The sequence below is a fragment of the Natroniella acetigena genome (assembly GCF_023227745.1).
GTDB lineage: Bacteria > Bacillota > Halanaerobiia > Halobacteroidales > Halobacteroidaceae > Natroniella > Natroniella acetigena.
This window is the reverse complement of the sequence record NZ_JALKBX010000003.1, coordinates 13,340-31,766: the sequence shown is the minus strand read 5'-3', so window position 1 is coordinate 31,766 and position 18,427 is coordinate 13,340. Positions and strand designations below refer to the sequence as shown.

Sequence of the window (18,427 nt, the reverse complement as noted above, 5' to 3'; positions counted from 1 at the left end):
ATAAAAATAGCAGGAAGCAAGCCCAGATTGCTTCCTGCTATAATATTATTATGACATAATTAATCATTTATCTCTAGCATGCTTCTTCATATGGCAACTATGACAACTACTCTTAAGGTTTTCATAATCAAACCTCCTGCCCCAGTCCTCTGCTATAGGTACAACATGATCAACTTCAGTAGCAACTGTAGTCTCATCATCTTCTAAACAATACTCACACAATGGATACTCTTTAATCTTCTTATCTCTTAGCTTCTGCCATCTGGCAGAACTATAGAACTTAGCTCTCTTTTTATTCCTTTGAGTCTTATCATACTGCTTATGCCTTTTCTTTCTATGTTCATCACAATACCCTTGACCAGCTTCAACCAGCTTGGGACATCGTGGATAATTACACGGTGTCTTTAGTTTACTTGGCAACTGGTCACCTCCTAATTCATCTATTAACTTAAATTTCCAAACCTAAAAAACAAAAAGAAAAATACTAAAAAGAAAAATAAAAAGACGCCCAAAGGACGCCTGGACATTGAAACTTCAGAGAAGAATTAGTTTTATAAAGCGAGTGACTAGCCCGCTTGAAACTATCACTCACTAACACTATACCACACTTTTTAACTCAATGTATCCTTGAGCCGTTTATATTTACTCCTTTTTTACTCCTTTTTTAAACATACCCTAAAATCCTAGCTATTTTCTCTACTGCTTCATCTTTAATCTCATAATATTTATTCTTAGCATATGGGAATTTGCGACCTTTCCAAATATCAACATCAGCTTTCTTCCTACCAGTTAAGTACTTTTCTCTGATAACATGTTCTTCGATTGGACTTAAGCCCACAATAGCAAATTCAATCAAATTAACTATATCAAACTTCTCTCTATACTCATCAGCTAAATCACTTTCTAATCTATCAATCACCGCTTCAAGAGTACTGTCAAAAATGTTACTGGTCTGCACTCCTGGAGACTCATAGTTAATTGCACCATTGGTATTAAGTTTTGATTCCAGTTCATACTCAATAACCTTCAACCTTTGCTTATACTCTCTATAACTTAAAAGCTCTCCAACTACTCTACTGTAATAACCCTTATACTCTTTAGCTCCCACCTTTACCCGCCTCCCTAGATATGATATAATAAGCTTGTCTATAGCTTAGGAGACGGGCGGGAGTCTGTCTTTTTTATTTTTAAACCACCATTACATCTTTTGGCTTCTCTGGGCTAAAGTCCATCACAGTAATCAAGATAAACTCACCAGGTGTAACTCTAAGTACTAAACTCAATCTCTCACTTGAATACATAACCTTGCCGCAAAAACAGAACAACCTTAACTCTTTGTACTTGTCTCTGAGAATATAATAAATCTCATTCGGGTCTATCTCTCGCTCTACTAATCTAGCCTTAAAATGATCAGTTGCTATTAACTTATGACCTTTCACCCTTTCTTTTATATCCATCCATCCTGCAACCTCCTCTAAAATATTTCGATTAATTCTGTTTTGCCATCTGAATACTCAATTTCAGCCATTCCAGCAGGCAATTCTTTATTGTAAATCTCAAGCCCTCTCAATTGATTGACTTCAATCCTATCGCTATCAAGTTCTATGATTTCAGTCTTTAGCATCTCTTTTGTAAATGGACTCATTGAAATCTTAATTGCAATTGGATTAGCTCTTTCTAACTCACCAACTACTTCCAGTACATTATCAACTATATTAGCCATCAAATCCCTCCTCATAATAATTTGACTTGACCATCCTCTTCTGTTAGCTTTATCTCACCCACCTTTTCAACCAGAGCATCATCAATATGACACTTGCTGACATGTCTTAAGCATTTAGATTTAATTCCATCTACATAAATCATTAAGTGGCCTTTTGCAGTGATATTTGCCACTATTCCCTCACAGGGGTAATTGGGATGATTATACCTAATTGAATCACCCTTTTTTATTTCAATTTTCATCACCTCCATTCAACATGCTTAATCTCCCAACCACAATCGCACTTTGCTTTAAACTCTTTGTCTATCACTTCTACTTGATTCATCATTAACGTTTCATGACATTCAGGACACTCAGAATACTTTCTGAGTAACTCGACAACTAAGGTAACTCTCATTTCTGCAGCACCTCTCTTTCTATCACACTTAAATAATCAACTAAAATCAACCCATAACTTCCAACCCTGTACTGCTCCTGGGCAATCTCGTCATAAGGAATCGACTTTCTCCCACCTTGGAACTGACCTTGCCAATACTCATCCAATAACTCAAATGGCAAATAATACTTCTCATCTTGCTGTTTAAACCAAACAATTAAAAATCCAATTCCACCACAACTGACATGAGTAGCTAAGTAGGTATATTGATGTTCTTTAACATTGCCTAAATCAAAGCGAGTTGCCACGCTAGTCTCCTTAGCGTCGAAAGCTATACTATGACCCTTGTAAGTTCCTAGAAAGTCTACAATGGACTTTCTGGCATAATGAGCCTTAAAATGACCTCGCCTATCTATCTTGCTAATTTGACTTACAGGCTCAGGAATTTTGTTGACCTGAGCTATACCTTGTATTGAATATTGCTCGTTGCTTAATTCAATCATATCTTCTAATCCTTGCCCCCGATTAGCATAACCCATTATCCTTCAACTCTCTTGAAATTCATTTTAGTTTGTTGGACAGCTTCGCTCATTTGCTTCAAATCTTTTCTCCAAGCTCCATACTTCCCATAATTAGATGGATCAGCTTGAATCTTATAATCATAAATCTTGATCTCATAATCACAAAGCTTTAGTTGTTCCTCTTTAGCTTCTCTCTCACCTTTAACTTTTCTACCATCTGAAAGCATCCAGTAGTTATCTGCTACACGTCGAGGAAATCCTTCTGTTGACTTTTGTTTATCTATAAGATCAATCTTCCTGAACACATCATCAAGCATCGCTTTTTTAGTTCTTTCATCAGCTTTACTCCATTCATCTTCTGGTATTGTGATGATTAAGTCAATATCTACAAAGTTTCTAATCTTGTCTGCAACCTTCTTAGGTGAAGCATACACCTTGCGACCTTTGCTACTCCTTGCTTCTTCTCTAAATTGAAAGCCAATCTTGATATTTGCTAACTTCTGAAAGTCATCCTTGATTACTTCTTTAGCATATTCCTCAACCTGCTCAATGCCAGCTAGAAAATAGTTTGCCACTTTAACCCCTCCTTGGTTGATATTTCGGCTCTACCCCTTGCCCTAACCCTGCCTTACAACTTGGACAACCTCGATAGCTTTTGTAATATCCTATCTTCTCGATCTTAAACTTCTTTAATACATCTCCTGACCAGTTGCATCTTTTACACTCCCACAATTCAATCTCTCCCTTCTGCAAAGTCTATCTGCTTTTCTTCATAACGCTTGTCTATTCTATCTTGCAAGTATTTCTCAACATCGCCAAAAACACATATATCTCCTTCTTTCATTTTCTTATTTGGTTTAACTGCTATTTCAGCAACACCAACTGCAGCAGTAGCTATATGCAACGCTTCTTCTGCTATGTGAATATTATCTTTAGCTGACATCATCTCTAAGTATTCTTCTCTAACCTTATCAACTTGTTCCTCTAACGTCTGTCCTTTTGGGAAACAACTCTTAACCTTCAACTCTATACTAATTTTCATCACCCTCCCCTTTATTCCGACAAGCCCTAAACTGGTCGAATTCGACTAGTTTAAAATGGAACTTCTATAACTTTTTCTTGATTCTGATTATTTTTGTCGGGTCAGTCTAAATCTCCCAATCCCATCGAATTCGATGGTTTTAGAAACTAAGCATTAATCAACATCCCAGAACTTGCTACCTGTTAAATCAAGTTCCCCAGCTTTACCCTGCCTTCTTCTCCTCTTCAGATTTCTTGCAACCCCAAGCAATAATGGAGCTACAAAAACCAAGACTATAATACCAGCTAAAATTCTCTGCACAAAAAACCACCCCTTTAAAATAATTTCTGTTGCAACTCTTCAAGTGGCGGATCACACTTTAATTTATCTTCCTCTTGCCATTTAAGATTTTTGCACCTTGGCCCTCTAGGATAATGAGACCACCTACAACCTTTACCTGTCATATCTTCTGGAACCTCATCATATCCGTGACCTTCTATCTTCTGTAGCAAATCACAGGAGAATACATGAACAACCTTTCCACTTACTGGACACTCTACTTTTTCAGCCATATTATCAATAAAGGTTTCTAAAATCATTACATCACCCCTTGCTAACCAACAAGTCCCTAAGTAGTTCATCATTCTCTTGCTGGGCCAAGTTTTTCCTAACAGACTCATTAGGAGCTTCAATCGGTATAGCCATCTTAGTAATCCTGTCTCTAATTCTGAAATTATAAGGCAAATCCTCAATTTTGCAATTACTGCTGAAAATAGTTACTGTATCTCGATTAATCCTGTGGTTGAGTATGTCAAATAAATGATCATTCGTATCTGATTTGATTGACTGTTGGCCCATATCATCAAGAATAAGAACTTCAACTTTTCTCGCTGCATCTATTAACTCGTGAGTATTAATATCTGAATTTCCATAAGTCGACCTGATAGCATTAAGCAAATCACCTGCAGTTGCAAACTTAACTGTCGCCTTATACTCCTGTACCAATTCATTGCCAATAGCCGATATGATCATCGTCTTTCCACTCCCAGGAGTCTTGGAGTAGAAATATAAACCTTTCTTCTTCCTTTTCATCTCCTCGAAGCGACTAACATAAGACTGTGCTGACTTCTTGCACATTTTAGCTCTCATGATTGACTTTTCTTTCTCATAGTGGTTAGAATCAGCCTTATAATCACTAATAACAGTCCCCTGGAATTCATCAATGATCGTCGCAAACTCAAGTTTCTTGCTTAATAACTTTTCTTCTCTGCATTCGCATTCTATAGCAGCTTGTCTGCCATTGACTTCTGTAAACTCAAGCCCACTTCCATTGCAACGGTCATAAGGACACTTCTCCTGACTCGATAAGCTTTTCAATTTCTCGCTGGACTCTGTCACTTTCACATTCTCCTTGATCCTCTCTATCGCTTGAGATATCTGCTCCATTATCACTCACCTCCAAAATTTGTTTAGCTTCTTCAATAAAGCACTGAATAAATCTGTAGCTAGAAATATTAACTCCATTCTTAGGGTTACCACGTCTATAATTACCTTTGGACTTCTGGTTTAAGACAGCTAAGTCTATTGCTTTTTTAACTACTACTTCTCCATATTGGTTAAGATCTTCATTAAGCAAGTATTCACGATTTAACTGATTGTTCATAGTTTTATGTTTAGCATAATTGATTAACTCGTTATATTTAGGGTGGAAATCTGAATCCTGATTTTTATTAAATTCTGCTGGCCGCACTATATTATCTTTCTTTACATTCTTTACATTCTTTACATTCTTTACATTCTTGTTTGTGTTCTTTTGATGTTCTTTTGATGTTTTGTCGCGGTTCTCCTCTGGTTTTTTAGTGGGTTTTTTGATGTTTTCATCTTTTTGATACTTGCTGTAATTGCATACCTTGATGGTGGTTTTTTTAGTGGTTTTTTCAACTTCAATCATCCCATCACTCTCTAATAACTTCAAGAAATTCCTAACTTTAGTTCTTGACCAACCCCAACGCTCAGATAACTTTCTTTCTGATGTAATTTTCTCTCCTGGCTCAACTGTGAATAATTCATTGCCTAAATTAATTTTCTTTTTCTTGTGGTTAACCATAAGTAATATATCAACCCAAGCTGACCTTTTATCGAATGAATCTCCTTCTTCCCAAAGCCAATGTTCACTTAATTTTCTGTATAGTTTAATCCAACCTTTTTGGCTCATAAGTTCACCTCCTAAGCAATATAAACTGGCTTTCCAGTTAACTCTTGAATCTCTCTCTTGAATCTCTCTTCATCACTATTCCGACTCGATAAATGCAACAGCCATATCTCCTTGACTTCGCTCAAATCATTAGCCTGTAAGAAATCCTTGACATTCTCTAAACTGAAATGAGACCTGAGAAGTCGTTTCTTTTGAGCTGGATGAACTCTACCAGACTTGATATTCTCGTTCAATATATCTAAGGCATAATTGCACTCAATCATAACGTGAGTTAATCTTTGGAACATAAACTTTGAGTAATAACTATCAGTAATATAAACTAGCTTCTCTCCTGTCCTGCTAGCCAAATAAAAACCTAAAGGTTCTTCTGCATCATGTTCTACTTCAAAAGTTTTGATTATCCAACTCCCAAGATTAATTGTTTCTCCTGCGTTGCCAATTTGAAATCTATGAGAACCAAAACTATAATTATTGAAAGTTCCTTCCGACATATAAACATCTATCCCAGATCCTGCAACATCAACAGCAGACTTAATATGATCACCATGCTCATGACTGATCAAGCAACCTTGAACTTCACTCAACCTAAAACCAGACTTCTTTTTAATATCCTGAATACTTATACCGCACTCGATCAGGACAGGAGTTACCCCGTCGCTGACCCAGTAGCAGTTACCAGTTGATCCTGAAGCAAAACTCTTAATCTCAATCATTAAAATGCTGGCTCCTTAGGTGCATCTTTTTGTGCTGGATCCTGCTCCTCATCTTCTTCAACTTGTTCACCTGTATCAATATCAATCACTTCACTATTAGCTTCATTATCAATCTCTTCTTGAACCTCTGCTTCATCATTGAAGCTAGACTCCTGGGAGAAAGCTGAAACCATTTCAACTGACATAATCCCATATTTACTCAGCAACCTTCTCATTACAGTTTTCTTGGCCATCTGATCAAAATTGGTCTGCCAAGCTGATGACGAATAACTATAAGATTTACTGTATTCTTTACCATGAGCTTGGACTTCTTCTTTAGTCATGTAAACAGTTTTAGAAAATCCATTCAGTAATTCCATATAAGCAAAATAACCTACAATATCGCCGGTCTTTTCTCCTGTAATCTCAATAGAACCGGTTAAGAAATCTTCTTCTATACTCATACCCTCGTAAACTTCACCAGCATTCAAATGCTTGTACTGGCCAGTTCTCATAGCAAGTTGAATATATCCTTTATACCCTATCTGAAACTCTGGCTTATTCTTGTATGGTACTATATAAGCAAAGCCCATCTGCTTATTAATTGGAAGTTTCAAAGTAGCTGCCTTTAATGCTTCCATGACTACATTTTTAGGGTCGCACTTCTGTAGATAATTGTCATTGTTATATAAGTCAATAATACTGGCTGTAAAAGCTCCTGCATTTTCATCTAGTGCATTTTGAAACTGCTCCTGAACACTATCCTGCTCCAATACCTTCTTAAGTTGATTGACCTTAGCTAATTGATTTTTACTCATTCTCATCATCCTCCTGTTTGTTTTTAAGTTCTTTAAAAAATTGATTCAATTTACAATCATCACATTTGTATATATAGCCGCATTTTTCATTACAGAAACCACTCGCCATCTTTTCTAGCACTTCAAAATCAACCTCCAACCTAACTCACCTCCTCAAGCTCTGGTTCTTCTCCGAGCCTAATTTTCTTGTTAATCTGCTCAACCAGTTCATTCTTTCTATAAGCACTATAATTTCTAACATTTAATTTGCTGGCTAATTCCCTCAAATCAGAAACTCCTAAATCATCATTAACAAGGTCAGACTCACTAACTATGAACAATTCTTTGTGATGAGGGCTAACTATCAACTTAACCATTTGAGCATCAATATCAGCTATCTGAGTGACTGACTCGGCATTATCAATGAAGATTGGAGCTTTGAAGCTGTAGTGGTCTGAAAGAGTATTAATAATATCCAGCCCGACGTTAATTTGAGCACCTGTGTTGAGCCCAGACCCGTAAGGTACTCCATCAAAAGTAGTTTCACAAACCTCCTTGACCCCACCATTCACCTGCTCCTCAAACAATTTGAACTCAGCATATTCAAATTTACTGTTAATCTTCTCTTCAAGCAGATCAACTTTAGTCCTCACGAACTCTTCAGTAAGATACAATTGCTCTTCCAACTTTTCATATTCAGCTGCAAGCTCTTTCTCTTTCTGCTTCAACTCTTCGATTCTATTCTTAGCCTGCTCAACTTGCTTGATTTTGGACTTCTTGACCTTGAGACTATCAATACTACTCTCAAGCTGACTAATCTCTGATTCAACCTCTTGGATGTCCTCTTGCTTGCTTTCTTCAAGATTATCTAGTTTGCGTTGTAACTCTTCTTTTTTAACTTGTAACTGCTGATATTGACCATTATCTTTGTAAGATTGAGCTTTCTGCTTAAGCTTCTCAATCTCAGACTTGACCTCATCAGCAGCAACTTGTTTCTCCTGCTTTTCCTCTTGCAGTCGCTTCAACTTAGATTCTAAGCTAGACAACTCCTCTTGCTTGCTCTCTAGCTCGGATTTTAGCTCTTTCCCATCCTGATTGATTCCTTTCAGCTTCTTTGCTTTTCTGGCATTGAACTCCTTTCTGGTCTGTCCAGCAGCAAATTCATGACCACACTCAGGGCATTCCAGATCAGGTTGGTACTCCTTTTCATTCCATCTGTGCCAGTTGTCTCTTAGAGTCTTGATCTTATCCTCAAGAGTACCAATTTGACTTTCAAATCTCATAATCTGATAATCAGTATCGTTGTATTCTCCCATGACTTCGCGATACTCTTTGCGAACAGATTCCAACTCTTCTTGCCTCTTATCTATAAGAGCATCAATGTCAGACTTATAATCGTTCTTAAACTCAGCTATTTCAGCTTTAATTTCAGCTAATTGGTTCCGTAGATCAGCAGACTGTCCGCCATTTTTGATCTGGCTCAACTTCTTTTCTTTAGCCTGCTTCCTCATCTTCAAACCTTCAATTTCAGACTTAATATTTTCTTCATTAAGAGCAGAGATATCAGGCATTGACTGCTGGACTTCATCAATCCTAATTGGTATCTTCTCAAGCTCCTTATTGATCTCTTTCCGCTTGGAGTGAATAACCTTCTGATGTTCTTCAAGGCTGCGGTCAGAAAGTACATTAGATAACTTCTCTAATTCCTCATTCTGATTTATCACATCTTCAGTAGTTACATCACCGCAAACTTCAATTAATATCTCACGTCTGTCAGTCCAGTGTAATTCTTCATTGAAATAGCTAGGATTAGTAAGTAACTTAAAAATGTCCTCATCAATGATCTCGCTGATACGTTCCTCGTATTCTTTTTTCTTAACTGGAACTGAATTAATGAAATAGTCAGTAGTATGTCCAGTAAACTTCTTAGTAGCTGATCCGCGTTGCTTAGTCCATTTCTCTTTATAAATCTTTTTGAATTCTAATCTCTTACTGTCAACCTGCAAAATTCCTGTAACCTCATGCTCTAATCCATGAATTACATTACCTTGCTCGTCCAAAGTCTTAATATCAAATGATTGAGTAGAATTCTCCTTGCTATCCTTATCAAATAACAACCAGAACCAGGCATCTGCGACAGTAGTCTTTCCAGTGCCATTATCGCCAAATATTTCGATGTCTTGGGCACCAGGAGCTATCTCTAGCTCCCTAATGCCTTTAAAATTCCTTAGCTTCAAATTGAGTAATTTGATCTCTTTCATTTACATCACTCCTCTTCTCAGATCATAAGTCTTAGACCACTTCCGACCGCAGCTCTTGCAACGATACTGTTCACAAGCCGAGTTGAAGCTGACTTTAACGTCAACTACAGCAACATTATCTGATCCGCAGTTACATTTAATCACTCTGACCACCCCTGCACTTGCCAAATTAACTCCTGGTCTAATATCTTGATTAACATCATATAAACCTGGTAACTTCCTGAATCCATCTGCACAACCTTCTCAACTTGACCTTGAAATGCTAATGATAACAATTCTTCAACTCTGCTCTGGTCGTAATAGTATCGCTTCCCTCCAATTACTTGCAATACATCAATCTCATCTAAGCTATGAAACCTATTAGCTAACTCTATTGCTGAAATGTTGCTACTAATCGGCTTCTTGCACTCATTCAAATCGCAATATTCATAATCTAGTGTCGGGCCAACAATACATATTCTTTTATCCGCCGCTTCCAAATAACTTGCAGTTATTGCCATTGATATTCCTCCTCAAAAATGATATAATAAGCGTATAATTGAATTTAGATAGCCACAGCACTCTCGTTCCTAGCGGGAGTGCTTTTCTTTTTGCTCAATGCTCCAACGAGCTCAACAACTTCCATTAACTTTTCATTAACTAACAATGTGTGTAACTCATAACAGTTAGTCTCCTTCGCCAGTTGCTCCCAGAACCATTGGGGGCTTTTATCTTCATTTATAATTTGACTTACTAATGACCTCGAACAGTTAACTATCTTGCCCACATCAGTCTGACTCCAGGAGTTTATCTCCATCAACTCTTTTAAAATCTGTACTTTTGCATCCAACTTTGACACCTCCTATCAACAATTTTATGCAACCTGTTATACCTCGTAACATTTATTTACTATTTAGATAATATTTGATATTCTGTAAGTAAGTTAGAAATTGAAGTAAGTCCTCAGCTTACTCATGATCTGCTTGTATGATTCGCTGTCTTGTTTGCCTTCCTGTTTGAGCTTTAAAGCCAATTCAAATGCTTTAGCTGGATTGAATTTCTTCAAAATATCACCTCCCTTCAAAATCCCGTCATTCTCCTACCTATGATCTGGATTTTGATTATTTAAACCCCATCATCTAATCTATTAACTACTGTACTAGGATTAGATAAGTCGAGTACATCACAGACATCTTTAGCAACAAACCAAATTTCATCACCATTATTCATAGTACTAACTTGCCCTGAATTTTTATTCTCAAAAACTTGCAAGTTACTCACTATTATCATCCTCCTGTTTGTTTTTTAATTACCCCAGACACAACCACAATCTCTACACTTGTATTCATTTACTCCGTGGGAGCTATGGGTTTTAGTTTGAACTATATTGGTCCCACCACACATATGACATTTAGTATTTGTGTAATCAGGATTCAACTTAACTCACCTCCTCTGATGGATATAATTCTAACACTCTCGAATAAACATCAATAGCATCTGCCTGATCCGACTCTAATTTCTTAAGAAACTCCATCGCAACTGATTCATCTTCGAAAAAATGAACTTCATCATTAATAATAACTACACAATCACACTCTGCAAAATAAACTCCGTGTTCATGCATGCTCATTAATTTCCCTCCTTAATCACTGGGTTAGCAAGCTCATAAACCTTTCGATACACATCTTCTAACTGCTCACCATGTTCCATCACATCGAGCATCCAGTTCTCATGGACATCAACATGACCTATGACCTCTCTCAATGCCAATAGCTGCTTGTCAGTTAATTCTAGCTTGTGGGTTTCAGGCATCCCATCACCTCCTCTTATCCTAATATTGCAACTTCTTTCTGTCCCTGATTCATCACATTGTTTTCATTGATCCAGCGAACTAGATCCTTGCGGGGGATCAACTTCCTCCTCCCCGCAACAACACAAGGAAACTTCCCTTGACGAATTAGATCATAAATTTTAGTTTCGCTTAAAGAAGTCTTTTCAGCGACCTCCTCGACATTATACATCTTAATGTCGTTGCAGTACTCTGGTCTCTGTTCCAGCTTCTTAAGTCTCTGACCAATTGATTCTAGCTGAGAGACAATGTCATCTGTCAGTTTTTCAAGCAGTCCTGGCATCTGATCACCTCCTCGATAAAAGGTGTTTTATTCCTTCCTATTGAATTGAGTTACAGGAAGGAAGTGTTACCATGTCAAAAGCAATACCTATAGCAAAATTTAATTTTGAATGTTTGAGCTGCAATGAACTCTTTAATGTGCATATAGGGTATGTGGTTAAAAGAGAGAAAATTAATTGCCCTAATTGCCAGCAAGAGTTACCTAAAGATGTTTTTTATAATTTACAAAAAATATCTGAAAGTTTCATTAACATGTCTGAACCTATAACAAAAATTGCTAACAAGAGCCAAGAAAAAGAAAAATTAAAAGAAAAAAGCTGGAGCATTGGTGTAGAGACTATCTTACCAGAAAAGTTTAAATATAAAATCTAACTTCACCCTAGCTCCACCGTCCCATCATTGTTTGCTTTTATTATTTTTTCTCTCGGCTGTTCTGGAGCTTCCTTCTCCAGTTCAGCTACCTTCTTCCCCAATTCTTTAATAGCATAATGCTGTTGGACTACCTCCCTACTCAATCTCACCATCTGCTTCATCAAAAATGAATCTTCTGCAATTCCCTCTTTTTTCAATTCTCGCTTAACATCTTCAATATGTCCTGATAACAGATCTTGCTTCACAGACTCCTTCATTGTTCATCCCTCCTTTCAACTGGCTTTAAAGGTTTGTCCTCACTTTCTATCGAATTACGCTATAGAAAGGAGATGTTTCATTTGAAATTTAAATACCTTGAAAAAGAAATCAAGAAAACTATTAGAGATTCTGTACAAAACAACGTTAAAGAAAAAATTGATAGCAGTGATGATCTTAATAACCTAGACCATATGCAAATCGTCTACTCAATTGAAGATGCCATTTGCAATTCATTGGAAACTTATCATAAGAAACTCAAAAATTATCTAGATAAGAACTATCAGAAAAAATAACAATTTTTAGACTGGGTTGTTACAGCAACCTAGTCTTTTTTAAAGATTTTGCTAAAATCTAAGCCGCTAACTTTTGGATTCGACCTTTTAGAATTTACAATTTTTTTAGCTTCATCTAAAGCAATATTAGCTTCTCCAATAGTTATGTCGTGTTCTTGTAATACCCCTATTAACTCTCTTGTGACATCGTTAGTAATAAAATCATATCTTTCTCTATCAAACGGGCCACTCATCAAATCCCTCCTTTCAACTTGCTTATACTGACAATATTGCAGGTATTTCCTCTTTTATCTAGAATAACCATCTCTAAGGGAGAGGTTAAACTAAATTACGAGGTGGTACAATGAAAACTGATGAAATTGCTAAGGAAATAACTCTTAAAATGTTAGAACATGAAAGAAAAAGCCCTTTAATAATAGGTGATTCTGAATCAAATGAACGCTACGCTAATGAAGTAGCTAAGTTCTACAAAACCATTTACAAGGCTGTCGAAGAAGCTAAAAATACGCCTGTTGAAGATATTACTGTAGGCGTTTAACTTAATAAAATACCTCTCCCTCTCACCACCTTACTAAAACCTCAAATCCAATAAATTTCCAATTTGAGATATAGAATAATTTACTATTTCTAAAGTTTCAATTTCTAAATCATTCAATTCTCTCTGCTTAGCCTTCTCTAATAAACTAGAATTAACTTCACATAATTCTTCTAATTGTTGTTTTAAAATTTCTCCTGCTTCCATGGTATCCTCACCTCCTTTCAACTGACTATGCTGATAACTTAATGTTGTTATACATCTTGTCAAACCTTTGCTGGATTATCTCTTTTCTGTCATCGTACTCTAACCCAGCGTGCAACAAATCGGTATTAAGTCTTTGCAAGTGCATCAACGCTTCTAATTGCCACTCTGGAAGATGATCTCTTAGCTCGTCCTGTGGTACATCGTGCTTTTCACAATACTTCTTAGATGTATCGCCTAAAACTATTCGGTTAATCATATTTGCTTCATTACTAAAGTGATACCACTTAGGTGTCTTGCCTTGGGCTTGTCTATACTCTTTGATTGCGTCTGTCATTGGCTTATATTCAAGCCGAGTGAAGTGCCTATTTTTAATCAACTCTTCCATTCTGTTGAATTGCTTAATGTAAGCTACTTTAAACTTCATGGCTTTCTTACCTGTAAAACCCATAGTGATAAGAGTAAATCCATCTCTAGTCATCAAATACTCACGGTTTTTCTTGCCACTCTTATCTTTATAACGACTCAACGCAAAATTGCGTTCAGTAAATTCTTCTTCCAAATCTTCAAGAGTGTTGTCTATCCCTCTCAAAACATCAGAATGTCTTTTGTCGAATACATCAGCTACATCACGACTACTAACTACTGCTTGTTCCCCATCTAAGGTAGTAACCCCAAATTCAGTAACGCCATCTTTGACAGTTAGCCCACTCATCAAATCACTCCTTTCAACTTACTTTATAGCCAACACTCTATCTCGAACACTAAAAGTCAATCAATTATTTCCGAAAACACTTTAAGTCAACCAGTCTGCAAAAAAATATCTTTGTCAAGAAAAACATCCTCGAACTTTTGCTCTGTCAAAGCTAAATACTTATTGATTTCAGTTTCAGTAAATTCGGTTATTCCGTTTTCTTTATTCTTATAAGTGGTGATGCCCATATTGAGTGCTTTTGCCATCTGCTCCTGATTGTAACCCAACTTAGTTCTACCAGCTTTTATTTTATTACTCCTTTCCAAAAGTACCCCTCCTTTCTATATGACTTAAAGTAATATTATTATTCTGGAATCGTCTAATTGTCAACTTTCACTAATATTATAATCTACTAAAAGTAATATGTCAAGGATAAAATACAGAAAAATGTACTTTTCGTACCGAAACCAAATAAGGTCTAGATTGAAGATTGTACTTATTGTATAATTATGAATAAGCAAGGGGGTTCAATATGTCTTTCGGTAAACGATTAAAAAAATTACGCAAAGAAAAAGGTTTAAAGCAAGATGATTTAGCAAAAATGATAAATAAATCTAAGAGTACAATTTCAAGTTACGAATCAGAAAGAAGGATACCAGATATAAATGTAGTGGCTGAATTAGCAGATCTATTTCATGTTGATGTTGATTACTTAATAGGTAAAACAGATGTGAAAAGAGATAAAACAGATAAGATAAGACAAGCTCTTAAAACCAACCCAGAACTAGCAGAGTATTGGGAAGAGGTTACAAAGAGGGAAACCTTGCAACTTATGTTTGACCAAGCTAAGGACTTGCCAGATGAAGCCATTCAGGATGTTATTAGAATTATGATGAGAATTGACAAGGAGGAAGGAAATTATTAACGATGAAATCATGGCAGTTCTAAGTAAATTAAGAGAACATGATATTCAAGTTAATTTTATGTCCTTCCATCCTGCTGTTCGTGGCTTTGTTTACCCCTGCCCAAGCGATCATTACCATGTAATTATCAACGAAAGGATTAGTTTTGAAATGAGAAGGAAAACCTTAATTCATGAAGTGGCTCATATCTTAAAGCATTTACCTAACAAAAGATACTTAGTTAATATTGATAACAAGAGAATATATTTTGAGAAAGAAGCTGATGAAATAAGCAGAAAAGTTTTAGCTACTCTTAAAAAATAACACTTCAACTATTAAGTGAGGTGGATAAGATGGAAGATAAGGAATTGTTAGAAGCGATCAGAGGGATTGTTAAAGAAGAAGTTTCAGAGATAAAAAATCAACAAAAGGAAAATGCCCAAATCCTTAAAGCTATCGAAGAAAGAACAGAAGTTAATAGTGCTAAATTGGATAAGATAGAACATAATATAGCCCAGATTCAAGGGGATGTTTTAGAGCTAAAGGCAGTCACTAAAGAAAATCTATTTGCTATTGCCAAGCTTAAATCGACTAGATAAAAGGGGGTAATTATGACAGAAAAAGAAATGTTAGAGTTATTAGTTAATGAAGTTGGCAAGATTAATGGTAGGCTTGATGGGATGGATTCTAGGTTAGATGGAATTGATTCTAGACTAGATGGAATTGATTCTAGACTAGATGGAATGGATGGCAGATTTGATACATTAGAAAGCAAAATTGATGAATTGGCTACAGAAACTGAGCTTATCAGCAGGACAGTTAATCGCATCGAAGTTAATTTTAAAAATCATACTCATGAGATTGGCAAAACTGAAGTATTAAAAGAGGCCTAAATGTTGGCCTTTTATTTTTAGACATATAAGAAATATTTGACTATAAAACTAAAATAAGGAGTGATCTTGTGTCAAAAGATAGTTTTGAATTATGTCCTGAATGTCATTCTAAAAAAATAAAAGTAAGGGGTGGTTGTACAGTTGCAGTTGTAGGTATATTTTTTATTATATCAGGTATATTTATTTTATTTTTTACATCTTTTGGTCTTATTGGAGTTGGGCTCGGTTTATTGATTTTAATTTCGGCTCCTTTTACTAAAAAGACATCTTTTTGTAAATCATGTAATAATAGTTGGCAAAAAGAAAAAATGCCAAAACAAAGCTTTGATTCATTCTACAGTAAAATTACAGGGGTTACACATGATAACGAAGATGGATCAAGTCGGCAAAAATTATTAAAAGGGTGTGAGGTTGACCAAAAATTATCTTTAGAACATTCACCTAACTACTATGACCTTAATGCAGTAAAGGTTTTAAATAATTCCGGGCAACAATTAGGTTGGTTGACTAAAAGAGTTAATAAAGAAATAGCTGGTTTGCTTAATGCTGAAGAAGAAGTAATTGTTAAAATAAAAGAATTTACAGGAGGCACAAAAGATAGAGATACAGGATGTAATATAAGGGTGATTAAACCTGTTGACGGAAATAAGAATTATGATTATCTACCTAGCAACATATTTAAAAAAGCAGAAGAACAAAGGATAGAAGGTAATGTAGAAAAAGCAGAAGAACTTTATTTGAAATCTATAAATACCGGGGAGTTGACAAAAGAATGGCAAGAAGGGAATCCTGATCATAGACCTTATAAAGAATTGGCTAAACTATATTACCATACCAATAGAGATAATGAAGCTATAAAAGCTTTAGATAGGTATATTGATTTGTGTAATAATGATTCTGAAATAAATGATTTAAGAGAAAAAATATCCAAGAGAGAGTTCAGAAGATTAAAAAATAAATATAAATAGGAGTGATATTATGAAAAAATCAAAAAGAACTAATGTTAAAGACATAAACCAAGATAAAATCAAGGCTGCATTGGCAGATGAGCCAGAGTTATTAAACTTTTGGAATGATCTTTGTGCTAAACGGGAAGATGATGATTTTCTTTCAATTCTGCATAATGACAAAATTTCACCTGAATCAATCAAAGAAATTGTTAACCTAATAAAAGACATTGAAGAGGAAGAAAGAGTAAGACACGAATCCTCTACCCCACTAAATTAAATTACTGTGATAAGTTAGCTACTAAGGTAGCGTTTTATTTTTACTTAGTGGTGCAAATTTTGTCAACATTGGTTGATTATTATCTAAAAAGGAGTGGTTAAATTGACTGAAAAAGGAAAAGAAAAAAAAGGACAAATAGTTTATATTGAACCTGAAGAGGCAAAAGACATTAAATTCACTGATCATATAGATGTATCTGAAGCAAAAGATCATGTGGTTTTATCATTTTATCAAACAATTGTACCTAGAAATCAAGAAGGGGTGGCAGAAAGAAAATTAATTAACAAAATGGCTTTCAGCATACCTCATATAAAAAGAGTTACAAGTATGTTGAATAAAATCATGCAGACAAGAGAAGAAAGAGAAAATAAGGGGGAATAATATTGGGGGCTATTGATTCAACAAGTACACCACCAACAGAAGATATCCCGAAAGTACATTCTATAAGCGAGCATCCAAGTTTCAATTATGAAAAAGAAGGAAATAAATTGCTTCATGAAGAATATAATGATATAGAAAAGGAAAAAATAAGTAGCAGTAACTTAAACAAGACAACTTTTGAAGAATTTATTGAAAGATTTTGGGAATCTACAGAATCAACACCTAATAATTTAGAAGAACCAGGAGAAAATTTTCTATCAACTAACAGGAGGTGGACGGATATGAGTGAAAAGGGATTAAAGAGAATGAGTGAAGATATAAGAGAAAACAGAAACAACATAACAGATATAAAAGAAAATGTAGCGTCCACCAAAACAGCAACTGAATTTATCAAGGAAAATACTGATGGGATAAAAGATGATGTTAGAAATATTAACAATAATATATCCAAACTAAATTCAAGTGTTTCAGCTCTAGAAACTAAAGTCGGTAACATTGAAGGAAAAATGGATGATTTTAAAAAACCATTATATATAATTGCAATCCCTACAGCATTGGCACTTTTAGGATTTGCAAAAGAACTCTTCTTTTAAGCCCTTTTAGAAAATTCTGAAAGGGTTTCTTTTTTTATTAACTACAAAGGAGGTATTATATAACAATGAAAAAAGCAGCTATCTACACCAGGGTATCAACCCATCATCAGATAGACAAAGAATCTCTAGACTTCCAGAAGAAAGAATTAACTAGAAAAGATCTAGCAAACCAATTTAGCAATGTACCATATCAGGAAAGATTAGAAAAAGCTAAAGCAATTGACTTAAAAAATAACCATACCATTAAAGATTTAGGCAATGATTATTGTGAAATAATTCCAAACGATGAGTCTAAATTAGTAGAAAATAAGTAATCTAAATGCTCGTTAACGGCGATTTGTTTTTATCCTATTAGAAGG

42 protein-coding genes are annotated in these 18,427 nt (G+C 35.4%); 12 read left to right on the top strand and 30 right to left on the bottom strand.

The window, feature by feature from the left end:
* Positions 1–63 precede the first annotated feature (63 nt).
* The 25 genes from MWH25_RS01355 to MWH25_RS01245 form a co-directional block, all read right to left on the bottom strand.
* Positions 64–420, bottom strand: a complete 357-nt coding sequence (locus tag MWH25_RS01355) for an HNH endonuclease signature motif containing protein (RefSeq protein ID WP_248625008.1) — start codon at positions 418–420, stop codon at positions 64–66.
* A gap of 244 nt (positions 421–664) precedes the next feature.
* Complete coding sequence (locus tag MWH25_RS01350; RefSeq protein WP_248625006.1) at positions 665–1,108, bottom strand: ArpU family phage packaging/lysis transcriptional regulator; 444 nt, start codon at positions 1,106–1,108, stop codon at positions 665–667.
* Positions 1,109–1,187: 79 nt separating this feature from the next.
* The gene (locus MWH25_RS01345; protein ID WP_248625004.1) at positions 1,188–1,457 is read right to left on the bottom strand and encodes a hypothetical protein; all 270 of its coding nucleotides are present in this window, start codon (positions 1,455–1,457) and stop codon (positions 1,188–1,190) included.
* A 17-nt stretch (positions 1,458–1,474) separates the two neighbouring features.
* Complete coding sequence (locus MWH25_RS01340) at positions 1,475–1,723, bottom strand: hypothetical protein (RefSeq protein WP_248625002.1); 249 nt, start codon at positions 1,721–1,723, stop codon at positions 1,475–1,477.
* 11 nt (positions 1,724–1,734) lie between these two features.
* Positions 1,735–1,866, bottom strand: coding sequence for a hypothetical protein (locus MWH25_RS12825; RefSeq protein ID WP_282706844.1), 132 nt, complete (start codon positions 1,864–1,866; stop codon positions 1,735–1,737).
* 98 nt (positions 1,867–1,964) lie between these two features.
* Entirely contained in the window at positions 1,965–2,120 is a 156-nt protein-coding gene (locus MWH25_RS01335; protein ID WP_248625000.1) for a DUF3797 domain-containing protein, read from the bottom strand.
* Positions 2,117–2,638, bottom strand: coding sequence for a Holliday junction resolvase RecU (locus tag MWH25_RS01330; RefSeq protein WP_248624999.1), 522 nt, complete (start codon positions 2,636–2,638; stop codon positions 2,117–2,119). Before MWH25_RS01330 ends, MWH25_RS01335 begins: the two co-directional genes overlap by 4 nt.
* Positions 2,638–3,195, bottom strand: coding sequence for a putative metallopeptidase (locus MWH25_RS01325; protein ID WP_248624998.1), 558 nt, complete (start codon positions 3,193–3,195; stop codon positions 2,638–2,640). Before MWH25_RS01325 ends, MWH25_RS01330 begins: the two co-directional genes overlap by 1 nt.
* Before the next feature lies 1 nt (position 3,196).
* Positions 3,197–3,352, bottom strand: coding sequence for a hypothetical protein (locus tag MWH25_RS01320; protein WP_248624997.1), 156 nt, complete (start codon positions 3,350–3,352; stop codon positions 3,197–3,199).
* Position 3,353: 1 nt separating this feature from the next.
* Complete coding sequence (locus tag MWH25_RS01315; RefSeq protein WP_248624995.1) at positions 3,354–3,662, bottom strand: hypothetical protein; 309 nt, start codon at positions 3,660–3,662, stop codon at positions 3,354–3,356.
* A gap of 153 nt (positions 3,663–3,815) precedes the next feature.
* Positions 3,816–3,962 carry a resistance to Congo red protein gene (locus tag MWH25_RS01310; protein ID WP_248624993.1) on the bottom strand — a complete coding sequence of 49 codons (147 nt, stop codon included), beginning with the start codon at positions 3,960–3,962 and terminating at the stop codon, positions 3,816–3,818.
* A 14-nt stretch (positions 3,963–3,976) separates the two neighbouring features.
* Positions 3,977–4,240: a hypothetical protein gene (locus tag MWH25_RS01305; protein WP_248624991.1), complete on the bottom strand. Its 264-nt coding sequence runs from the start codon at positions 4,238–4,240 to the stop codon at positions 3,977–3,979.
* A gap of 4 nt (positions 4,241–4,244) precedes the next feature.
* Positions 4,245–5,018, bottom strand: a complete 774-nt coding sequence (locus MWH25_RS01300; protein ID WP_248624989.1) for an ATP-binding protein — start codon at positions 5,016–5,018, stop codon at positions 4,245–4,247.
* Entirely contained in the window at positions 4,981–5,856 is an 876-nt protein-coding gene (locus tag MWH25_RS01295) for a helix-turn-helix domain-containing protein (protein ID WP_248624987.1), read from the bottom strand. The genes MWH25_RS01300 and MWH25_RS01295 overlap by 38 nt, the downstream gene beginning before the upstream one ends.
* Positions 5,857–5,867: 11 nt before the next feature.
* Entirely contained in the window at positions 5,868–6,569 is a 702-nt protein-coding gene (locus MWH25_RS01290; RefSeq protein ID WP_248624985.1) for an MBL fold metallo-hydrolase, read from the bottom strand.
* On the bottom strand, positions 6,569–7,366 hold the full coding sequence (locus MWH25_RS01285) for a recombinase RecT (RefSeq protein ID WP_248624983.1): 798 nt from the start codon (positions 7,364–7,366) through the stop codon (positions 6,569–6,571). The genes MWH25_RS01290 and MWH25_RS01285 overlap by 1 nt, the downstream gene beginning before the upstream one ends.
* A complete protein-coding gene (locus tag MWH25_RS01280) occupies positions 7,359–7,505 on the bottom strand; it encodes a hypothetical protein (RefSeq protein WP_248624981.1) in 147 nt (48 codons plus the stop codon). Before MWH25_RS01280 ends, MWH25_RS01285 begins: the two co-directional genes overlap by 8 nt.
* A gap of 1 nt (position 7,506) precedes the next feature.
* Positions 7,507–9,606: an AAA family ATPase gene (locus MWH25_RS01275; protein ID WP_248624979.1), complete on the bottom strand. Its 2,100-nt coding sequence runs from the start codon at positions 9,604–9,606 to the stop codon at positions 7,507–7,509.
* A gap of 140 nt (positions 9,607–9,746) precedes the next feature.
* On the bottom strand, positions 9,747–10,106 hold the full coding sequence (locus tag MWH25_RS01270; RefSeq protein ID WP_248624977.1) for a hypothetical protein: 360 nt from the start codon (positions 10,104–10,106) through the stop codon (positions 9,747–9,749).
* Positions 10,107–10,150: 44 nt separating this feature from the next.
* The gene (locus tag MWH25_RS01265) at positions 10,151–10,435 is read right to left on the bottom strand and encodes a helix-turn-helix domain-containing protein (protein WP_248624975.1); all 285 of its coding nucleotides are present in this window, start codon (positions 10,433–10,435) and stop codon (positions 10,151–10,153) included.
* A gap of 93 nt (positions 10,436–10,528) precedes the next feature.
* On the bottom strand, positions 10,529–10,651 hold the full coding sequence (locus MWH25_RS12820; RefSeq protein ID WP_282706843.1) for a hypothetical protein: 123 nt from the start codon (positions 10,649–10,651) through the stop codon (positions 10,529–10,531).
* Positions 10,652–10,710: 59 nt separating this feature from the next.
* Complete coding sequence (locus tag MWH25_RS01260) at positions 10,711–10,866, bottom strand: BRO family protein (RefSeq protein ID WP_248624973.1); 156 nt, start codon at positions 10,864–10,866, stop codon at positions 10,711–10,713.
* Between the two features lie 157 nt (positions 10,867–11,023).
* Positions 11,024–11,215, bottom strand: a complete 192-nt coding sequence (locus tag MWH25_RS01255; protein WP_248624971.1) for a hypothetical protein — start codon at positions 11,213–11,215, stop codon at positions 11,024–11,026.
* Positions 11,215–11,397: a hypothetical protein gene (locus MWH25_RS01250; RefSeq protein ID WP_248624969.1), complete on the bottom strand. Its 183-nt coding sequence runs from the start codon at positions 11,395–11,397 to the stop codon at positions 11,215–11,217. Before MWH25_RS01250 ends, MWH25_RS01255 begins: the two co-directional genes overlap by 1 nt.
* A gap of 14 nt (positions 11,398–11,411) precedes the next feature.
* Positions 11,412–11,717, bottom strand: coding sequence for a helix-turn-helix domain-containing protein (locus MWH25_RS01245; protein WP_248624967.1), 306 nt, complete (start codon positions 11,715–11,717; stop codon positions 11,412–11,414).
* Positions 11,718–11,788: 71 nt separating this feature from the next.
* Between MWH25_RS01245 and MWH25_RS01240 the strand changes: the two genes are divergently transcribed.
* Positions 11,789–12,088, top strand: coding sequence for a hypothetical protein (locus tag MWH25_RS01240; protein WP_248624965.1), 300 nt, complete (start codon positions 11,789–11,791; stop codon positions 12,086–12,088).
* Between the two features lie 2 nt (positions 12,089–12,090).
* Here MWH25_RS01240 and MWH25_RS01235 read toward each other — a convergent pair whose 3' ends face one another.
* On the bottom strand, positions 12,091–12,345 hold the full coding sequence (locus MWH25_RS01235; RefSeq protein WP_248624963.1) for a hypothetical protein: 255 nt from the start codon (positions 12,343–12,345) through the stop codon (positions 12,091–12,093).
* Between the two features lie 81 nt (positions 12,346–12,426).
* Here MWH25_RS01235 and MWH25_RS01230 point away from each other — a divergent pair, with 81 nt between their 5' ends.
* The gene (locus MWH25_RS01230) at positions 12,427–12,639 is read left to right on the top strand and encodes a hypothetical protein (protein ID WP_248624961.1); all 213 of its coding nucleotides are present in this window, start codon (positions 12,427–12,429) and stop codon (positions 12,637–12,639) included.
* A 29-nt stretch (positions 12,640–12,668) separates the two neighbouring features.
* On the opposite strand, the gene MWH25_RS01225 is transcribed toward MWH25_RS01230, so the two are convergent.
* Positions 12,669–12,872, bottom strand: coding sequence for a hypothetical protein (locus MWH25_RS01225; RefSeq protein ID WP_248624959.1), 204 nt, complete (start codon positions 12,870–12,872; stop codon positions 12,669–12,671).
* A 110-nt stretch (positions 12,873–12,982) separates the two neighbouring features.
* Here MWH25_RS01225 and MWH25_RS01220 point away from each other — a divergent pair, with 110 nt between their 5' ends.
* Positions 12,983–13,177, top strand: a complete 195-nt coding sequence (locus MWH25_RS01220; protein WP_248624957.1) for a hypothetical protein — start codon at positions 12,983–12,985, stop codon at positions 13,175–13,177.
* 33 nt (positions 13,178–13,210) lie between these two features.
* Here MWH25_RS01220 and MWH25_RS01215 read toward each other — a convergent pair whose 3' ends face one another.
* The 3 genes from MWH25_RS01215 to MWH25_RS01205 all read right to left on the bottom strand — a co-directional run bounded on the left by MWH25_RS01215 (position 13,211) and on the right by MWH25_RS01205 (position 14,398).
* Positions 13,211–13,381 carry a hypothetical protein gene (locus tag MWH25_RS01215; protein ID WP_248624955.1) on the bottom strand — a complete coding sequence of 57 codons (171 nt, stop codon included), beginning with the start codon at positions 13,379–13,381 and terminating at the stop codon, positions 13,211–13,213.
* A 25-nt stretch (positions 13,382–13,406) separates the two neighbouring features.
* A complete protein-coding gene (locus MWH25_RS01210; RefSeq protein ID WP_248624953.1) occupies positions 13,407–14,093 on the bottom strand; it encodes a Rha family transcriptional regulator in 687 nt (228 codons plus the stop codon).
* A gap of 86 nt (positions 14,094–14,179) precedes the next feature.
* On the bottom strand, positions 14,180–14,398 hold the full coding sequence (locus tag MWH25_RS01205) for a helix-turn-helix transcriptional regulator (protein ID WP_248624951.1): 219 nt from the start codon (positions 14,396–14,398) through the stop codon (positions 14,180–14,182).
* A gap of 206 nt (positions 14,399–14,604) precedes the next feature.
* Between MWH25_RS01205 and MWH25_RS01200 the strand changes: the two genes are divergently transcribed.
* The 9 genes from MWH25_RS01200 (at position 14,605) to MWH25_RS01160 (ending at position 18,382) form a co-directional block, all read left to right on the top strand.
* Entirely contained in the window at positions 14,605–14,997 is a 393-nt protein-coding gene (locus MWH25_RS01200) for a helix-turn-helix domain-containing protein (protein WP_248624948.1), read from the top strand.
* 10 nt (positions 14,998–15,007) lie between these two features.
* On the top strand, positions 15,008–15,298 hold the full coding sequence (locus tag MWH25_RS01195) for an ImmA/IrrE family metallo-endopeptidase (RefSeq protein ID WP_248624946.1): 291 nt from the start codon (positions 15,008–15,010) through the stop codon (positions 15,296–15,298).
* A gap of 29 nt (positions 15,299–15,327) precedes the next feature.
* Positions 15,328–15,573, top strand: a complete 246-nt coding sequence (locus MWH25_RS01190) for a hypothetical protein (protein ID WP_248624944.1) — start codon at positions 15,328–15,330, stop codon at positions 15,571–15,573.
* A gap of 12 nt (positions 15,574–15,585) precedes the next feature.
* Positions 15,586–15,867, top strand: coding sequence for a hypothetical protein (locus tag MWH25_RS01185; protein ID WP_248624942.1), 282 nt, complete (start codon positions 15,586–15,588; stop codon positions 15,865–15,867).
* 68 nt (positions 15,868–15,935) lie between these two features.
* Positions 15,936–16,835: a hypothetical protein gene (locus MWH25_RS01180; RefSeq protein WP_248624940.1), complete on the top strand. Its 900-nt coding sequence runs from the start codon at positions 15,936–15,938 to the stop codon at positions 16,833–16,835.
* A 10-nt stretch (positions 16,836–16,845) separates the two neighbouring features.
* Positions 16,846–17,094, top strand: a complete 249-nt coding sequence (locus MWH25_RS01175) for a hypothetical protein (RefSeq protein WP_248624938.1) — start codon at positions 16,846–16,848, stop codon at positions 17,092–17,094.
* A 102-nt stretch (positions 17,095–17,196) separates the two neighbouring features.
* The gene (locus MWH25_RS01170; protein WP_248624936.1) at positions 17,197–17,475 is read left to right on the top strand and encodes a hypothetical protein; all 279 of its coding nucleotides are present in this window, start codon (positions 17,197–17,199) and stop codon (positions 17,473–17,475) included.
* A 2-nt stretch (positions 17,476–17,477) separates the two neighbouring features.
* Complete coding sequence (locus MWH25_RS01165) at positions 17,478–18,068, top strand: hypothetical protein (RefSeq protein WP_248624934.1); 591 nt, start codon at positions 17,478–17,480, stop codon at positions 18,066–18,068.
* 65 nt (positions 18,069–18,133) lie between these two features.
* Complete coding sequence (locus MWH25_RS01160) at positions 18,134–18,382, top strand: hypothetical protein (RefSeq protein ID WP_248624932.1); 249 nt, start codon at positions 18,134–18,136, stop codon at positions 18,380–18,382.
* Positions 18,383–18,427: the final 45 nt, after the last annotated feature.

Excerpts from the sequence above, each read along its gene's own strand:
- MWH25_RS01240 (WP_248624965.1), top strand. The coding sequence starts at position 11,789 with ATGTCAAAAGCAATACCTATAGCAAAATTTAATTTTGAATGTTTGAGC.
- MWH25_RS01245 (WP_248624967.1), bottom strand. The coding sequence starts at position 11,717 with ATGCCAGGACTGCTTGAAAAACTGACAGATGACATTGTCTCTCAGCTA.
- MWH25_RS01160 (WP_248624932.1), top strand. The coding sequence starts at position 18,134 with ATGAAAAAAGCAGCTATCTACACCAGGGTATCAACCCATCATCAGATA.
- MWH25_RS01295 (WP_248624987.1), bottom strand. The coding sequence starts at position 5,856 with ATGAGCCAAAAAGGTTGGATTAAACTATACAGAAAATTAAGTGAACAT.
- MWH25_RS12825 (WP_282706844.1), bottom strand. The coding sequence starts at position 1,866 with ATGATTTATGTAGATGGAATTAAATCTAAATGCTTAAGACATGTCAGC.
- MWH25_RS01270 (WP_248624977.1), bottom strand. The coding sequence starts at position 10,106 with ATGGCAATAACTGCAAGTTATTTGGAAGCGGCGGATAAAAGAATATGT.
- MWH25_RS01225 (WP_248624959.1), bottom strand. The coding sequence starts at position 12,872 with ATGAGTGGCCCGTTTGATAGAGAAAGATATGATTTTATTACTAACGAT.
- MWH25_RS01340 (WP_248625002.1), bottom strand. The coding sequence starts at position 1,723 with ATGGCTAATATAGTTGATAATGTACTGGAAGTAGTTGGTGAGTTAGAA.
- MWH25_RS01220 (WP_248624957.1), top strand. The coding sequence starts at position 12,983 with ATGAAAACTGATGAAATTGCTAAGGAAATAACTCTTAAAATGTTAGAA.
- MWH25_RS01285 (WP_248624983.1), bottom strand. The coding sequence starts at position 7,366 with ATGAGTAAAAATCAATTAGCTAAGGTCAATCAACTTAAGAAGGTATTG.
- MWH25_RS01175 (WP_248624938.1), top strand. The coding sequence starts at position 16,846 with ATGAAAAAATCAAAAAGAACTAATGTTAAAGACATAAACCAAGATAAA.
- MWH25_RS01235 (WP_248624963.1), bottom strand. The coding sequence starts at position 12,345 with ATGAAGGAGTCTGTGAAGCAAGATCTGTTATCAGGACATATTGAAGAT.
- MWH25_RS01345 (WP_248625004.1), bottom strand. The coding sequence starts at position 1,457 with ATGGATATAAAAGAAAGGGTGAAAGGTCATAAGTTAATAGCAACTGAT.
- MWH25_RS01255 (WP_248624971.1), bottom strand. The coding sequence starts at position 11,215 with ATGAGCATGCATGAACACGGAGTTTATTTTGCAGAGTGTGATTGTGTA.
- MWH25_RS01275 (WP_248624979.1), bottom strand. The coding sequence starts at position 9,606 with ATGAAAGAGATCAAATTACTCAATTTGAAGCTAAGGAATTTTAAAGGC.
- MWH25_RS01305 (WP_248624991.1), bottom strand. The coding sequence starts at position 4,240 with ATGATTTTAGAAACCTTTATTGATAATATGGCTGAAAAAGTAGAGTGT.
- MWH25_RS01330 (WP_248624999.1), bottom strand. The coding sequence starts at position 2,638 with ATGGGTTATGCTAATCGGGGGCAAGGATTAGAAGATATGATTGAATTA.
- MWH25_RS01195 (WP_248624946.1), top strand. The coding sequence starts at position 15,008 with ATGGCAGTTCTAAGTAAATTAAGAGAACATGATATTCAAGTTAATTTT.
- MWH25_RS01215 (WP_248624955.1), bottom strand. The coding sequence starts at position 13,381 with ATGGAAGCAGGAGAAATTTTAAAACAACAATTAGAAGAATTATGTGAA.
- MWH25_RS01290 (WP_248624985.1), bottom strand. The coding sequence starts at position 6,569 with ATGATTGAGATTAAGAGTTTTGCTTCAGGATCAACTGGTAACTGCTAC.
- MWH25_RS01335 (WP_248625000.1), bottom strand. The coding sequence starts at position 2,120 with ATGAGAGTTACCTTAGTTGTCGAGTTACTCAGAAAGTATTCTGAGTGT.
- MWH25_RS01210 (WP_248624953.1), bottom strand. The coding sequence starts at position 14,093 with ATGAGTGGGCTAACTGTCAAAGATGGCGTTACTGAATTTGGGGTTACT.
- MWH25_RS01190 (WP_248624944.1), top strand. The coding sequence starts at position 15,328 with ATGGAAGATAAGGAATTGTTAGAAGCGATCAGAGGGATTGTTAAAGAA.
- MWH25_RS01185 (WP_248624942.1), top strand. The coding sequence starts at position 15,586 with ATGACAGAAAAAGAAATGTTAGAGTTATTAGTTAATGAAGTTGGCAAG.
- MWH25_RS01315 (WP_248624995.1), bottom strand. The coding sequence starts at position 3,662 with ATGAAAATTAGTATAGAGTTGAAGGTTAAGAGTTGTTTCCCAAAAGGA.
- MWH25_RS01200 (WP_248624948.1), top strand. The coding sequence starts at position 14,605 with ATGTCTTTCGGTAAACGATTAAAAAAATTACGCAAAGAAAAAGGTTTA.
- MWH25_RS01250 (WP_248624969.1), bottom strand. The coding sequence starts at position 11,397 with ATGCCTGAAACCCACAAGCTAGAATTAACTGACAAGCAGCTATTGGCA.